Origin of the sequence: Streptomyces sp. NBC_00631, from assembly GCF_045206895.1 — a bacterium.
Taxonomy (GTDB): Bacteria; Actinomycetota; Actinomycetes; order Streptomycetales; family Streptomycetaceae; genus Streptomyces.
This window is the reverse complement of record NZ_CP107734.1, coordinates 2,994,326-3,008,822: the sequence shown is the minus strand read 5'-3', so window position 1 is coordinate 3,008,822 and position 14,497 is coordinate 2,994,326. Positions and strand designations below refer to the sequence as shown.

Annotated in this window: 11 protein-coding genes, 1 tRNA gene and 2 pseudogenes; 8 read left to right on the top strand and 6 right to left on the bottom strand. The window is 71.2% G+C overall.

Annotated features, from left to right (window positions below):
* Nucleotides 1-12: 12 nt before the first annotated feature.
* The 3 genes and pseudogenes from OHB00_RS13805 to OHB00_RS13795 all read left to right on the top strand — a co-directional run.
* A complete protein-coding gene (locus tag OHB00_RS13805; RefSeq protein ID WP_406434691.1) occupies nt 13-363 on the top strand; it encodes a chorismate mutase in 351 nt (116 codons plus the stop codon).
* A gap of 209 nt (nt 364-572) precedes the next feature.
* Nucleotides 573-3,056, top strand: a complete 2,484-nt coding sequence (gene pepN / locus OHB00_RS13800) for an aminopeptidase N (protein WP_406434688.1) — start codon at nt 573-575, stop codon at nt 3,054-3,056.
* Between the two features lie 77 nt (nt 3,057-3,133).
* Nucleotides 3,134-3,226, top strand: a pseudogene (locus OHB00_RS13795) (hypothetical protein); the annotation flags it as partial.
* A 211-nt stretch (nt 3,227-3,437) separates the two neighbouring features.
* Here OHB00_RS13795 and OHB00_RS13790 read toward each other — a convergent pair.
* Nucleotides 3,438-3,986: a GNAT family N-acetyltransferase gene (locus OHB00_RS13790; protein ID WP_406434686.1), complete on the bottom strand. Its 549-nt coding sequence runs from the start codon at nt 3,984-3,986 to the stop codon at nt 3,438-3,440.
* 218 nt (nt 3,987-4,204) lie between these two features.
* Between OHB00_RS13790 and OHB00_RS13785 the strand changes: the two genes are divergently transcribed.
* Nucleotides 4,205-5,563, top strand: a complete 1,359-nt coding sequence (locus tag OHB00_RS13785) for a pyridoxal phosphate-dependent decarboxylase family protein (RefSeq protein WP_406434684.1) — start codon at nt 4,205-4,207, stop codon at nt 5,561-5,563.
* On the top strand, nt 5,560-6,975 hold the full coding sequence (locus tag OHB00_RS13780) for a lysine N(6)-hydroxylase/L-ornithine N(5)-oxygenase family protein (protein WP_406434682.1): 1,416 nt from the start codon (nt 5,560-5,562) through the stop codon (nt 6,973-6,975). The genes OHB00_RS13785 and OHB00_RS13780 overlap by 4 nt, the downstream gene beginning before the upstream one ends.
* 46 nt (nt 6,976-7,021) lie before the next feature.
* On the opposite strand, the pseudogene OHB00_RS13775 reads toward OHB00_RS13780, so the two are convergent.
* Nucleotides 7,022-7,720 (bottom strand): annotated as a pseudogene (locus OHB00_RS13775) (5'-nucleotidase C-terminal domain-containing protein); the annotation flags it as partial.
* A gap of 38 nt (nt 7,721-7,758) precedes the next feature.
* Between OHB00_RS13775 and OHB00_RS13770 the strand changes: the two are divergent.
* Both OHB00_RS13770 and pyk read left to right on the top strand, forming a co-directional pair.
* On the top strand, nt 7,759-8,451 hold the full coding sequence (locus tag OHB00_RS13770) for an SIMPL domain-containing protein (protein ID WP_406434680.1): 693 nt from the start codon (nt 7,759-7,761) through the stop codon (nt 8,449-8,451).
* A 155-nt stretch (nt 8,452-8,606) separates the two neighbouring features.
* Nucleotides 8,607-10,043, top strand: a complete 1,437-nt coding sequence (gene pyk, locus OHB00_RS13765) for a pyruvate kinase (protein ID WP_406434678.1) — start codon at nt 8,607-8,609, stop codon at nt 10,041-10,043.
* Between the two features lie 76 nt (nt 10,044-10,119).
* Here the strand turns inward: pyk and OHB00_RS13760 are convergent.
* Nucleotides 10,120-10,194, bottom strand: a tRNA-Leu gene (locus tag OHB00_RS13760).
* Nucleotides 10,195-10,294: 100 nt separating this feature from the next.
* Here OHB00_RS13760 and OHB00_RS13755 point away from each other — a divergent pair.
* Nucleotides 10,295-10,948, top strand: coding sequence for an ANTAR domain-containing response regulator (locus tag OHB00_RS13755; RefSeq protein WP_406434676.1), 654 nt, complete (start codon nt 10,295-10,297; stop codon nt 10,946-10,948).
* Nucleotides 10,949-11,089: 141 nt separating this feature from the next.
* On the opposite strand, the gene OHB00_RS13750 is transcribed toward OHB00_RS13755, so the two are convergent.
* The 3 genes from OHB00_RS13750 to OHB00_RS13740 are packed head-to-tail and all read right to left on the bottom strand — an operon-like array spanning nt 11,090 to nt 14,493.
* The gene (locus OHB00_RS13750) at nt 11,090-11,806 is read right to left on the bottom strand and encodes an ABC transporter ATP-binding protein (RefSeq protein WP_406434674.1); all 717 of its coding nucleotides are present in this window, start codon (nt 11,804-11,806) and stop codon (nt 11,090-11,092) included.
* Entirely contained in the window at nt 11,803-12,705 is a 903-nt protein-coding gene (locus OHB00_RS13745) for an ABC transporter ATP-binding protein (protein ID WP_406434672.1), read from the bottom strand. Before OHB00_RS13745 ends, OHB00_RS13750 begins: the two co-directional genes overlap by 4 nt.
* Nucleotides 12,706-12,711: 6 nt before the next feature.
* Nucleotides 12,712-14,493 (bottom strand): branched-chain amino acid ABC transporter permease, encoded by a 1,782-nt coding sequence (locus tag OHB00_RS13740; RefSeq protein ID WP_406445768.1) that lies wholly within the window; start codon nt 14,491-14,493, stop codon nt 12,712-12,714.
* Between the last annotated feature and the right edge of the window lie 4 nt (nt 14,494-14,497).

Here is a 14,497-nt window from a genome sequence, read left to right as displayed (position 1 = left end):
GGGTTGACGTCCATGACCACCAGCATCACCGGTACCGGTGACGTCGACCCCGCCGTCCGCGAGGAACTCGGCCGGCTGCGCGACAGCATCGACAACATCGACGCGGCCGTCGTCCACATGCTCGCCGAACGCTTCAAGGCCACCCAGCAGGTCGGCCGCCTCAAGGCGGTCCACCGGCTGCCCCCGGCCGACCCGGCCCGCGAGGCCCGGCAGATCGCCCGGCTGCGCGCCCTCGCCGAGAACGCCAAGCTCGACCCCGCCTTCGCCGAGAAGTTCCTGAACTTCATCATCGCCGAGGTGATCAGGCACCACGAGTCCATCGCCGAGGACACCGTCAACGGCCGGGAGACGGACGGACACTGATCCGAGGAACCCGCCGTACGCCTCGAAGAGCGTCCGGCACCGCAGGGCGACCCCCGTGCGGTGACGAGGCGCTCGAACAGGCGCTCCAGGCGCAAATGGGGGCGCCCACCAGCGCGATCTCGTCCCGGCCCGCGCTCTCCGGCCGGACATAAGCCGCGTACCGCTCCTGCCCCTGTGCGATGTCGGTGTCATCGGGCAGCATGGCCCGCATGTCCGTACTGACTCGCGACGAAGCGCAGAGCCGCGCCGAGCTCCTCGACGTCCACCGCTACACGATCGACCTCGACCTGACCACCGGGGACGAGACCTTCGACTCCCGTACCGTGATCAGGTTCACGGCCCGGTCCGACGGCGACACCTTCGTCGAGATGAAGCCCGCCGCCCTGCGTGCCGTCACCCTGGACGGACGGCCCCTCGACCCCGAGACACTGGAGCAGGACCGGCTGCCCCTGAAGGGCCTCACCGCGGGTGAGCACGAGCTGCGCGTCGACGCCACCATGCGCTACTCGCGCACCGGTGAGGGCATGCACCGCTTCACCGACCCCACGGACGACGCGACGTACGTCTACACCCAGCTGTTCATGGACGACGTGCAGCGCGTCTTCGCCGCCTTCGACCAGCCCGACCTGAAGGCCGTCTTCGAGCTGTCCGTGACCGCTCCCGAAGGCTGGACCGTCCTTGCCAACGGGGTCACCGAGCACCTCGGCGAGGGCCGCTGGCGGGCCGCCGCCACCCCGCTGATCTCCACCTACCTGGTCGCCGTCGCCGCCGGCCCCTGGCACTCGGTGCGCACCGAGCACCGGGGCCTGCCCTTCGGCATCCACTGCCGCCGCTCGCTGGCCCCGCACCTCGACGCCGACGCCGAGGAGATCCTCGACATCACGCGCGCGTGCTACGACCGCTACCACGAGAAGTTCGAGGAGCCCTACCCCTTCGACTCCTACGACCAGGCGTTCGTCCCGGAGTTCAACGCCGGCGCCATGGAGAACCCCGGACTGGTCACCTTCCGCGACGAGTTCGTCTACCGCTCCGCCGTCACCGACACCGAACGGCAGACCCGCGCGATGGTCGTCGCCCACGAGATGGCCCACATGTGGTTCGGCGACCTCGTCACCCTCCGCTGGTGGGACGACATCTGGCTGAACGAGTCCTTCGCCGAGTACATGGGCTACCAGACCCTCACCGAGGCCACCCGCTTCACCGACACCTGGGTCGACTTCGGGGTGGCCCGCAAGGCCTGGGGCTACGACGCCGACCAGCGCCCCTCCACCCACCCGGTCGCCCCCGAGGCCGTCGACGACACCGCCGCCGCCCTGCTCAACTTCGACGGCATCTCCTACGCCAAGGGCGCCTCCGCGCTGCGCCAGCTGGTCGCCTGGATGGGCGAGAAGGACTTCCTGGCCGGCATCAACATCCACTTCCAGCGGCACCGGTTCGGCAACGCCACCCTCGCGGACTTCATCGACTCCCTCGCCGCCGCCACCGAACGCGACGTGCACGCGTGGGCCGACACCTGGCTGCGCACCACCGGCGTCGACACCCTCACCGCGGTGCCCGCCACCGCCGCCGACGGCACCCGCACCCTCACCGTCGAGCGCACCGGCAGCCGTCCGCACCGCATCTGCGTCGGCGTCTACGACCAGGACCTCACCGACGAGGGCCGGCTCACCCTGCGCGAGCGCATCGACCTCGACATCCCGCAGACCGCCCCCCAGGTCCTCGGCAAGCGTCCCGCCCTGCTCGTGCTCAACGACGGCGACCTGACCTACGCCAAGATCCGCTTCGACGCCGAGTCCGCCGAGACCATCCGGGCCGACCTGTCGGGCCTGCCCGACGCGCTCACCCGCGCGGTGGTGTGGAACGCCCTGCGGGACGCCGTCCGCGACGGGGAGCTCCCGCCCGCCGCCTACCTGGAGACCGCCCGCGCCCACCTCCCGCACGAGACCGACCTCGCCCTCGTCCAGGGCGTGCTGAACTTCACCGCGGTTTACCTCGTCGACCGGTACCTCAGGCCCGAGGACCGCCCGGCCGCCCTCGCCACGGTCTCCGCGCTGTGCCGCGACTTCATCCGGCGCACCGAGGACGGCGACAACCCCGGGCTGCGCCTGATCGCCGTACGGCACTTCATCCGGGCCGCCGCCCATCCCGACACCATCGCCGCCTGGCTGGCCGAGGGCACCGTGCCCGGCGGGCCCGAGCTCGACCCCGAGCTGCGCTGGCGCATCATGAGCCGGCTCGCCGTCCTCGGCGCCGTCGACGAGGAGCGGATCGCCGCCGAGCTGGAGCGCGACCCCAGCGCCAGCGGCCAGGAGGGCGCCGCCCGCTGCCGGGCCGCACTGCCCGACCCCGGGGCCAAGCACGCCGCCTGGGAGGCCATGTTCGGCGGCGACGACCTGTCCAACTACCTGTTCGCGGCCACCGCCCAGGGCTTCTGGCACCCCGAACAGGCCGACCTGGTCCGGGAGTACGTGCCGCGCTACTACCAGGACGCGGTCGCCGTCGCCGCCCGGCGCGGCCCCGCCATCGCCACGGTCGTCGGCCGCGATGCCTTCCCCGCGCACGCCGTGGACGCCGAGAACCTCTCCCTGGGCCGGGCCTGCCTGGACGACGCCGAACCGGCCACGGCCCTGCGCCGCCGCCTGACCGACGAACTCGACGACCTGGCAAGGGCGTTGCGGGTCCGCGAGGCCTAGGACCGCGGACGTACGACGACACGGGCGCGGCCGTCCTCCACGACGATGCGGGGACCGGCCGTGCGCTCCTGAGCTCGGTGCCGACCCGGCACCACGGCCCCAGGGAGAAACCCGTGATCGCAGTCACCGGTGCCACCGGCAACGTCGGCCGTGCCCTCGTCGCACGTCTCGTGGCCGACGGACAGCCCGTGCGGGCGCTCACCCGCGCCCCGGAGAGGGCCGGCCGGCCTGCCCGCCAAGGCCGATGTGGTGCGGTTCCGGCCGGAGGACCCGGCCCCGCTGCTCGCGGGGGCGACCAAGGTCTTCCTGTACGTCCAGGGGGCCGCCGATCACGCACCCGACTTCCGCCCCTGAAGGACCGTTCCCACCCGGGCAACGGCCTCAGCCCGCGGCCGGCCGCAGCTCCGCCCGGCGCACGGCGCCCTCCCGCGGCCCCGCGCGCCGGTTGCCCACCTCGGCCGCACCGGGCTTCTCCGCGCCCAGCGTGAAGCCCAGGCGCTCCAGGAAGCACTCCCCGGAGCGCCAGCCCGGCGGCACCGACGCCGTCACGAGGGTCACCCCCTCGGCATGCGCGAGCAGCGACTCGGCCAGCGCCCGCCCGAGGCCCCGGCCCCGCGCCCAGGGCGCCAGCAGGAACAGCCCCACCGCGACCGCGCCGGGCACCGGATGGTTCCGTACCGCGTCCACCAGGCCCGAGACGACCCCGTCCCGCTCCAGCACCAGCAGCACCTTGTCGTCCGGGTCGGCACCCTCGGGCAGCCCGTAGAAGAGGCTCTGCACGTCACCCGGCCCCGACGGCAGCCCCGTCGCCGCCACGAACCAGTCCTCGCAGGCCTCGAAGAGGTCCAGCAGCGGCGCCTCGTCCGCGGGCCGCGGTTCCCGCACCAGCACCCGCTCACCGGGCACGTCGATCATCCACGCGTCAACCACCCGACCGACGTTAACCCCGGTCAGCCACGGTCTCAACGCCCTTTCACCGGTTGCTCCGACGCGCCCGGGGCGCACCGCCCCGACAGGTTTTCCCCGCACGGCAGTACCCACTTTCGGGTTCCGATCGTTGAACTTTGGGGACGCGCAGACCCAATCCCGTACAAGCTGGAACCTCCCCTGCGGACACCCCCTTTCGGCCAGCGCCCCGAGGAGAGCCCATGAGCACGCCGCCCCTCGCATCCGGACCCCAGGGCCCCGACGCCCTGCGGCCTCTGCTGGACACCGTGCTCGACGCGCTGCGCGAGGGCGGCCGGGCGCGCGGCGGACCGCTGCCCGCGGGCGGCCCGGAGGCGGTGGCCGAGCGGGTCGCGGACGCCGTGGGGGACGTGCTCCCGGACGACGGCGACCCCGACGCCCTGCGCACCCTCGTGACCGCCCTCGCCGAGGGCGCCGCCGATCCCGCCGACCCGCTGTGCGCGGGGCATCTGCACTGCCCGCCGCTCGCCGTCGCGACCGCCGCCGACCTCGCCGCGAGCGCCCTCAACCCCTCCCTGGACTCCTGGGACCAGGCCCCGGCCGCCGCCGCCCTGGAAGCCCTGGTCACCCGCACCCTCGCGCACGCCATCGGCCTCTCCGACGCCATGGTCACCACCGGCGGCACCGAGTCCAACCAGCTCGCCCTGCTCCTCGCCCGGGAAGCCTCCGGCGGCTCCGTCCGGCTGGTCTGCGGCGCCAACGCCCACCACTCGCTGCCCCGCGCCGCCTGGCTGCTCGGCCTGCCCGACCCCGTCGTGGTCCCCGCCCCGAACGGCACCCTCGACCCGTCCGCCCTCCACGACGCCCTCACCCGCCTGCCCCGGCCGCTGCTGGTCGCCGCCACCGCCGGCACCACCGACGCCGGGCTCATCGACCCGCTCCCCGAGATCGCCGGGCTCTGCGCCGCCCACGGCGCCCGGCTGCACGTCGACGCCGCCTACGGGGGCGGCCTCGCCTTCAGCGACCGGCACCAAGACAAACTCGCCGGCCTGGAGCGCGCCCACAGCGTCACTCTCGACCTGCACAAACTCGGCTGGCAGCCGGTCGCCGCCGGTCTCCTCGCCGTCGCCCGCCCGGCCGAGCTCGGCGTCCTGCACCACCACGCCGACTACCTCAACGCCGACGACGACACCGAGGCCGGCTACCCCGACCTGCTCGCCCGCTCCCTGCGCACCACCCGGCGTCCCGACATCCTCAAGATCGCGGTCACCCTCAAGACCCTGGGCCGCACCGGACTCGGCACGCTGGTCGACCAGGTGTGCGCCCGGGCAAGGGACTTCGCCGCCCTGGTCCGCGAGCACCCCGGCTTCGAGCTCTACGACCGGCCGAACATCAGCACGGTGCTGTTCCGCCCCACCGGAGCCACCGACGACGACGTCGCCGGCGTACGGCGCAGGCTGCTGCACGACGGCCGGGCGGTCCTCGGCCGGGCCCGGCTCGACGGCCGGCTCTGGTTCAAGGCCACCCTCCTCAACCCCCACACCCGGCCGGACGAACTGGCCCTCCTCCTGAAACTCGTGGAAGGAACGACGCCCCAATGAGCTCGACGCCCAACCCCCCACACCACGAGCCCGAAGCACCCCGCGACCTGGTCGGCATCGGCATCGGACCGTTCAACCTCTCCCTCGCCGCACTCGCCCACCCGCTCGCCGAACTCGACGCCGTCTTCTACGAACAGCGCCCGGGTTTCGACTGGCACCCCGGGCTCCTGATCGACGGCGCCACCATCCAGGTGCCGTTCCTCGCCGACCTGGTGACCCTCGCCGACCCCGCGAGCCCCTGGACGTTCCTCAACTACCTCAAGGCCCGCGACCGGCTCTTCCCGTTCTACTTCGCCGAGCGCTTCCACATCCGGCGCGCCGAGTACGACGCCTACTGCCGCTGGGTCGCCGAGAACCTGCCCGGACTGCGCTTCTCCCACCAGGCCGACGCCGTCCGCTGGAACTCCGAACGCGACCTGTTCGAGGTCGACTTCACCCGGCTCGACGCCGAGGGCGAGGCCGAGTCGCTCGGCCGTACGTACACGAGGAACGTCGTGCTCGGGGTCGGGACCGTCCCGTACGTGCCCGACCCGCTCAAGCCCCTCGTGGAGTCCGCGGGCGTCCCGGTCATCCACGCGGCCGACTACCTCGACCACCGCGAGGCCCTCCTCGCCGCCGAGCACGTCACCGTCGTGGGCTCCGGGCAGTCCGGCGCCGAGGTCTTCCTCGATCTGCTGCGCCACCGGCCCGCCGGCCGCGAGAAGCTGCACTGGATCGGGCGCGGCGAGGCGTTCGCGCCCATGGAGTACTCCAAGCTCGGCCTGGAGCACTTCACCCCCGACTACACCCGCTACTTCCACGCCCTCAGGGAATCCGTCCGGGACCGGCTCGTCTCCTCCCAGTGGCAGCTGCACAGGGGCATCGACGCCGACACCCTCGCCGCCATCCACGACGAGCTGTACCGCCGTACGCTGCACGGCGGCTGGCCCGAAGCCGTCCTGACCCCCGGGGTCCAGGTCCGCACCGCCGGACGCGTCGCCACCACCAAGGTCGAGCTCCACCTCGAACACGTCCAGCAGGGCAGCCGCTCCCGGCTCACCACCGACGCCGTCGTCCTGGCCACCGGCTACCGCGAGCGGCCCCTCGGCCGCCTGCTCGCCGGACTCGACCCCTATCTGCGCCGGGACAACAGCGAACGCCCGCGCGTGGACGAGCGGTTCCGGCTCGTCCTCGACCCGTCGGTGACCGGAGCGGCGTACGTCCAGAACGCCGGACTCCACACCCACGGCGTGGGTGCACCGGACCTGGGTCTGGCCGCCTGGCGCTCCGCCACCATCCTCAACTCCCTGACCGGCAAGGACCCCTACCCGCTGCCCGCGCGCACGGCCTTCACCAGCTTCGGCCTGGAGCGGCCGGAGGAAAGGGTCCCGGCGCAGCAGCAGCCGAGGCAGCTCACGCCCCTCGTCGACTGAGGAACGGCGCCGGCCCGTGCGGGCCGGCGCCCGTTCGAACGCACCAGAACACCGGCGTGCCGTGCCGCGTCAGCTTCCAGTCCACCGACGCGAAGTCCTTCGGGTCCAGGACGCCCTTGGCGGTCACCCACTCCGCGATCCGGGTACGGATCTCGGTCGACTCCGACCACAGCTCCTTGGCCGAGGCGACGTACAGGAACGCGCCGCCGCCGTTGGCACGGTAGTTGTTGACCGCGAGCACGAACTGCCGGGCGTCGTCGAGAGCGGCCCCGTCGTAGGTGAGGTTCTTGATCCGCGAACCGGCCGGCTGCGCGATGTCGATCTCGTACCGCAGACCCGAGACGTAGTCGTCGTTGTAGTCCGGTCGGCTGTTCGCGTTGGTCAGCTTCTCCACGTCGACGGCGGCGTCGGCGGCCGTCTGGACGTAGTACTCCGCCGAGTACTCCAGGTACGCGCGGATCTGGGCGCCGGTCATCACCTTGGCGACCAGCGTGTTGTCGTACACGTACAGGCTCGACAGGTCCCGGATGGTCACGTCGCCCGCCGGGATCTCGGAGGTCCGGGAGAACGGCGAGGCCTGCGCGATCACCGGCAGCGACGCGTACGGGGTGTCCGCCAGGGCCGCCCTGACCACGACCTCCTGGACCGTGGTGATCAGGTCGATGATCGGGGCGTCCTGGTAACGGGCCTCCACCGTGGTCAGGGTCCCGGTCGCGGTGACGACGACCTGGTTGACGTACGCGACCGGCGCACACGTGGGGATGGCGTGACAGGGTGGGGCGTATGACCGAGGAACGCCGGCCGGCCGGCACGCCCGACGCACCCCTTCTCGTCGTGCGCGGCGAGGCCGAGCTGGAGGTCGAGCCGGAGCTGGCCCGGATCACTGTCATGGTCAGTGCCCGGGGCCGGGACCGCCGTTCGACCCTCGACGACCTCACCCGCCGCAACACCACCGCCCTCGACCTGATCAAGTCGTACGGCGACGCGGTGGAGCAGCTGTCCACGGGGGCCTTCTCCATCGCCCCTGAGTTCACCGAGCGCGGCCGGGGCGAGCGGGTGCGCACCTATCACGGGCGGGTGCAGCTCACCGCCGAGTTCACCGACTTCACCGTGCTCGGCGAACTCGTCACCCGACTCGCCGACTTGGAGCTGACCCGGGTGGACGGCCCCTGGTGGTCGCTGCGTCCCGACTCACCCGTGCACGGCGAGGCCCGGCGGCGGGCGGTCGCCGACGCGGTGCAGCGGGCCCGGGAGTACGCGAGCGCCCTCGGCACCTCCCTCGCCGCCCTGGTCGAGCTCGCCGACACCGGTGTCGAGGGTCCGCGGCCGCACCGGGCGGCCTTCGGCGGCGCACTCCGCAGCCGGGCGGTGGCCGACATGCCGGCGCCCGCCGAGCCCCTGGATCTCGAACCGCCGCAACTGCGCGTGACCGCTCAGGTCGGCGCGCACTTCACGATGGCGCCGCCTCGGTTGTGACCCGCGGGTGATCCCTCGCGTTCAACAGATGCGAGATGCTCATCGGAGCGGACGTGCGCACAATTCAACACTTGTCAATAGGCCTTCACGTAAAGGTTGTTGGGTCGTCATGTACGACCAATTCTCTACCCGCCGGTAAGGCCTAGGCTCGAACCATGCGCCGAGCAAAGATCGTTTGTACTCTGGGGCCCGCCACCGACTCGTACGACCAGATCAAGGCACTGGTCGAGGCCGGAATGGACGTCGCCCGATTCAACCTCAGCCACGGCGGCTACGCCGAGCACGAGGAGCGCTACCACCGCGTCCGCAAGGCCTCCGACGAGTCCGGTCGCAGTGTCGGGATCCTCGCCGACCTTCAAGGCCCGAAGATCCGGCTCGGCCGCTTCACTGAGGGCCCCGTACTCCTCGAACGCGGTGACACGTTCGTGATCACCGTCGAGGAGGGCGCCGAGGGTGACCGGCACCAGTGCGGGACGACGTACCGGGGTCTGGCGGACGACGTCACCCCGGGTGAGCGCGTCCTCGTGGACGACGGCAAGGTCTGCCTGGAGGTCACCCACGTCGACGGCCCCCGCGTGCACACCACGGTGGTCGAGGGCGGCATGGTCTCCGACCACAAGGGCCTCAACCTCCCCGGCGTCGCCGTCTCCGTCCCGGCCCTCTCCGAGAAGGACGAGGCCGACCTGCGGTGGGCGCTGCGCAACGGCTTCGACGTGATCGCGCTCAGCTTCGTGCGCAGCGGCCGGGACATCGAGGACGTCCACCGCATCATGGACGAGGAGGGCCGCCGCCTCCCGGTGATCGCCAAGGTCGAGAAGCCGCAGGCCGTCGAGAACATCGACTCCATCGTGGCCGCCTTCGACGGCATCATGGTCGCCCGTGGCGACCTGGGCGTGGAGATGCCGCTGGAGCAGGTGCCGATCGTCCAGAAGCGCGCGATCAAGCTGGCCAAGCGCAACGCCAAGCCGGTCATCGTCGCCACCCAGATGCTCGACTCGATGATCGAGAACTCGCGGCCCACCCGTGCCGAGGCCTCCGACGTCGCCAACGCGGTCATCGACGGCACGGACGCGGTGATGCTCTCCGGCGAGACCAGCGTCGGCAAGTACCCGATCGAGACCGTCCGCACCATGGCGAAGATCGTCGAGGCGGCCGAGGAGGACATCCTCGCCAAGGGCCTGCCGCCGCTGACCGAGAGCAACAAGCCCCGCACCCAGGGCGGCGCGGTCGCCCGGGCCGCCGCCGAGACGGGCGACTTCCTGAACGCGAAGTTCCTGGTCGCGTTCACCGAGTCGGGCGACACGGTCCGCCGGCTGTCCCGCTACCGCTCGCCGATCCCGCTGCTCGCCTTCACCCCGGAACCGGCCACCCGCTCCCAGCTCAACCTGACCTGGGGCGTGGAGACCTTCCTCGGCCCGCACGTCGACTCGACGGACAAGATGGTCGACCAGGTCGACGAGCTGCTGCTGAAGTACGGGCGCTGCGAGAAGGGCGACGTCGTGGTCATCACGGCGGGCTCCCCGCCCGGCGTCTCCGGCTCCACCAACATGGTCCGGGTGCACCACATCGGTGAGGACGACAGCCCGAGGTGACGCGCGAAGGGCCCCTCCGCCAGGCGGAGAGGCCCTTGGGTCACGCAATAACGCGACCTTGGAAACCAAGGAAAAGTGCCCCGGGTCGGACTCGAACCGACACTGTACGGGTTTTGAATCCGTTGCCTGCTGCCAATTGGGCTACCGGGGCTCGAAGAATCAAAGGTGATCCCCGACCCTCCGCGCGTCCACCATACCGTAGCTAGGTAGGCTCTTGTCAGCAGTACCCCTGCCCTGAACGAGGAGCCCCCGTGACCGCCGCCGAGTCGCCCCAGCCAGTCGACGCACCCGACGACAAGTCGCATGTGCCTCCGCTGACGACCCGTGTCGTCATCGCCGAGGACGAGGCCTTGATCCGGCTCGACCTGAAAGAGATGCTGGAGGAGGAGGGGTACACGGTCGTCGGCGAGGCCGGTGACGGCGAGCAGGCCATCGAACTGGCCCGCGAGCACCGCCCCGACCTGGTCATCCTCGACGTCAAGATGCCCAAGCTGGACGGTATCTCGGCGGCCGAGAAGATCGCCGAGGAGTCCATCGCCCCGGTCCTGATGCTCACCGCCTTCTCGCAGCGCGACCTGGTGGAGCGGGCCCGGGACGCCGGTGCGATGGCGTACCTGGTCAAGCCGTTCAGCAAGAGCGACGTGGTCCCGGCGATCGAGATGGCCGTCTCCCGCTTCAACGAGCTGCGGCAGCTGGAGAAGGAGGTCGCCGACCTCACCCTGCGCCTGGAGACCCGCAAACTGGTCGACCGCGCGAAGTCCATCCTCCAGACCGAGTACGGCCTGACCGAGCCGGCCGCGTTCCGCTGGATCCAGAAGACGTCGATGGACCGCCGCATGTCGATGCAGCAGGTCGCCGAGGCCGTCATCGCGGACAGCGAGGAGAAGAAGTCCAGCAAGGGCTGATGCAAGCAATGCGTACGTAGGCCCGCGCCCCGGAGAAACGGGCGCGGGCCTACGTTCTTTTGGGGCGCGGGGCTGTTGTCGATTTGCGGCTCCACCGCGTGGGCGCGACCAGCCCCCACGCACCTGCAGCCGACCGACTGCCTAGTCCTCGCCCAGGTAGGCCTTACGAACCGACTCGTCGTGCAGCAGATCCTGCCCACTGCCCGACAGCACGATGTTGCCGACCTCCATCACATGCCCCTGGTCGGCCAGCGACAGCGCCGCCTGCGCGTTCTGCTCGACCAGCAGGATCGTCGTCCCCTGCGACTTCAGCTCCAGGATCGTCGTCATGATCTTCTGCATCATGATCGGCGACAGCCCCATCGACGGCTCGTCCAGCATCAGCAGCTTCGGCTGGGACATCAGCGCGCGTCCCATCGCCAGCATCTGCTGCTCACCGCCCGAGAGGGTGCCCGCGGCCTGCTTGCGCCGCTCGCCCAGGATCGGGAAGAGGTCGTAGGCCCGCTGGATGTCCTTGTCGATGCCTGCCTTGTCCTTGCGGAGGAAGGCGCCGAGCTGCAGGTTCTCCGCGATCGTCAGGCGCGGGAAGATGTGCCGGCCCTCGGGGGAGTGAGCGAGCCCGAGCGCGACGATCTTGTGCGCCGGGACCCCGCTGAGCGGCTTGCCTTCGAAGACGACCTTCCCCGAGGAGGGCTTGAGCAGCCCCGACAGGGTACGCAGGGTCGTCGTCTTGCCGGCGCCGTTGGTGCCGATGAGGGTCACGACCTGACCGGCCTCGACGCTGAACGAGATGCCCTTGACGGCCTCGATCTTGCCGTAGGCGACCCTGAGGTCCTCGACCTCCAGCAGTGCGGTCACTGGGCCTCTCCCTTGGTGGTGCTGTCCGCCTCGGTGCTCTCCGTGGCCGCGGTGCTCTCCGCGTCGGCGGTGCCGGCCCCGGCGGCGGCCTCCGCCGCCTCGACCTCGGTGGCCTCCGCCGCCCCGGGGTCGCCCTCGAAGGGCTCGCCCAGATAGGCGGCGATGACCCGGTCGTCCGCCTGCACGACGTCGGAGGTGCCCTCGACGAGCTTCTCGCCCTGCACGAGCACGGCGACCCGGTCGCACAGGTTGAAGATGAAGCGCATGTCGTGCTCGATGACGAGGACGGCGATGCCCTTGTCCCGGATGGCGAAGACCAGTTCCTCGGTGGCCCGGGTCTCCTGCGGGTTCATGCCGGCCGTCGGCTCGTCGAGCAGCAGCAGGCCCGGCTCGCTGGCCAGCGCCCGGGCGATCTCCAGCTTGCGCTGCTCGCCGTAGGGCAGGTTGCGCGCGAGGTGGTCGCGCTTGGCGGCGAGGCCGATGAACTCCAGGAGCTCCATGGCCTTCGCCTCGGACTCCTTCTCCGCCTTGCGGAAACCGGGGCCGCGCAGCAGCGCGGACCACAGGCCCTCCTTGGTCCGCGTGTGGCGGCCCACGAGGACGTTCTCCAGAACGGTCATGTTGGCGAAGAGCCGGATGTTCTGGAACGTGCGCGCGATGCCCGCCTGCGTGACCAGGTGCGGCTTCGGCGGCAGCACCTTGCCCTGGTAGGAGACGGTGCCCTCGGTGGGCACGTACAGACCGGTGAGGCAGTTGAAGAAGGTGGTCTTGCCGGCGCCGTTCGGGCCGATCAGGCCGACGATCTCGCCGCTGTTGACCGTGAAGTCCACGGACCGGACGGCGGTCAGACCGCCGAACCGCATGGTGACGTCACGGGCTTCGAGTACAGGTGTCGTCATGGTTCCTTACGCCCCTGCCTTGGTGACGGCGGGATCGTCGCTCAGCGTCGCCTGCGCCGGGACGTCGAGCTGGCCGGTCTCGTGGAACTCCAGCTGGCGGCGGCGGTTGGCGATGATGCCCTCCGGCCGGAACCGCATCAGCAGGATCAGGGCGACGCCGAAGGCGAACAGCTCGTAGTTCTGCAGGAACTGGAGCTTCTCCGGGACCAGGTAGAGCACGCTCGCGCCGAGCAGCGGGCCGCTGACGGTGCCCATGCCGCCGAGGACGACGGCGGCCAGCAGGAAGGCCGAGTTGGGCGGGGCGGCGCCGGCGAACTGGTACGGCTGCGGGTTCACGCTGTAGTTGACGTGCGCCATCACGGAGCCGGCGAGGCCCGCGAGGGAGGCGCCGAGGGCGAAGGCGATCAGCTTGACGCGGAAGCCGTTGATGCCCATGGCGGTGGCGGCGGTCTCGTCCTCGCGGATGGCGATCCAGGAGCGGCCGATACGGGAGTCGGCGGCGCGGGTGAAGACGAGCACGACGATCGCCGTGACGATGAGCATCAGGAACAGGTAGTTGGCGAACCGGCCCAGGGTGAACCCGCCGACGTCGTGCGCCTCGCCCAGGTTGAACCCGAAGATGTTCAGGTCCGGGATCTGGGTGATGCCGTTGGGGCCGCGGGTGATGTTCGGGCCGGAGTCGCCGTCCAGGTTGTTGACGGTGATGCGGAAGATCTCACCGAAGCCGAGCGTCACGATGGCCAGGTAGTCGCCGCGCAGCCGCAGGGTCGGCGCACCGATCAGCACACCGAAGACCAGCGAGGCGGCCATGCCGGTGAGGGCGGCGGCCCAGAACGGGAAGTGCACTCCGGAGAACCGGGAGTACTCCGAGCCGGAGACCAGGGCGGCCGCGTAGGCGCCGACACCGAGGAACGCGACGTAACCGAGGTCGAGCAGACCGGTGAGGCCGACGACGATGTTCAGGCCGAGGGCGACGGTGGCGAAGATCAGGATGTTCACGCCGACGTTGGCGTTGTGGTCGTCGCTCTGGGTGAACGGGAAGATCACGGCGGCGACGAAGGCGAGCGTCGAGGCGAACCCCTTGTGGTGTGCCGCGGTGGTCGCGAAGCGGTCGACGAGGCCGGTGTGCATGAGGCCCCAGGCGGCGAAGACGAACAGCAGCAGGTAGCCGATGAAGGTCTCGCTCGCGTCGTTGTCGATGCCGATGCCGTAGGTGAAGGCCAGCAGGGCGAGCGCGACGCCCACCGTGACGATGATGCGCTCGGTGAGCGGTGACGCCTTGGCGGGGGCGGGCAGTTGGGGCTTGGTCAGGTAGCCGCGGATGCCGGTGCCGGGGGCCGGGTGGGGCAGCGCGAGGGCGCCGACGACGGGCAGCGCGGAGGCCGCCATCGCCACGTAGGCGCCGGGGTCGAGGTTGACCAGGCCGCCGAGGTCGACGGCGATGGCGATGCCGGTGAACCAGCAGACGGCGAACGCCGAGAGGGCCGTCAGGAAGACCGGGGAGGTGGCGCCGGCCGGGTTCAGCCAGCGCAGCCACTTCACGTCCCACAGGGTCAGCCCGAACAGCAGGGTGAGGACGCCGCCCACGAGGGCGAGGATCTGCAGGCCGGCCGGGTAGCCGTAGACCGTCAGGTCGCCGGGGAAGTCGGAGGTCCAGGTCCAGCTGAGGAAGGTGCTGGCGATGGTGCCCACGGCGCCCACGACGACGAGCAGCCGGGCGGCCGACAGGGGCAGCGGGACCGGCCCGCGCTCCGTCGCCGCCGGGGAGATGGTGGTGGTGTCGGTCATGCTG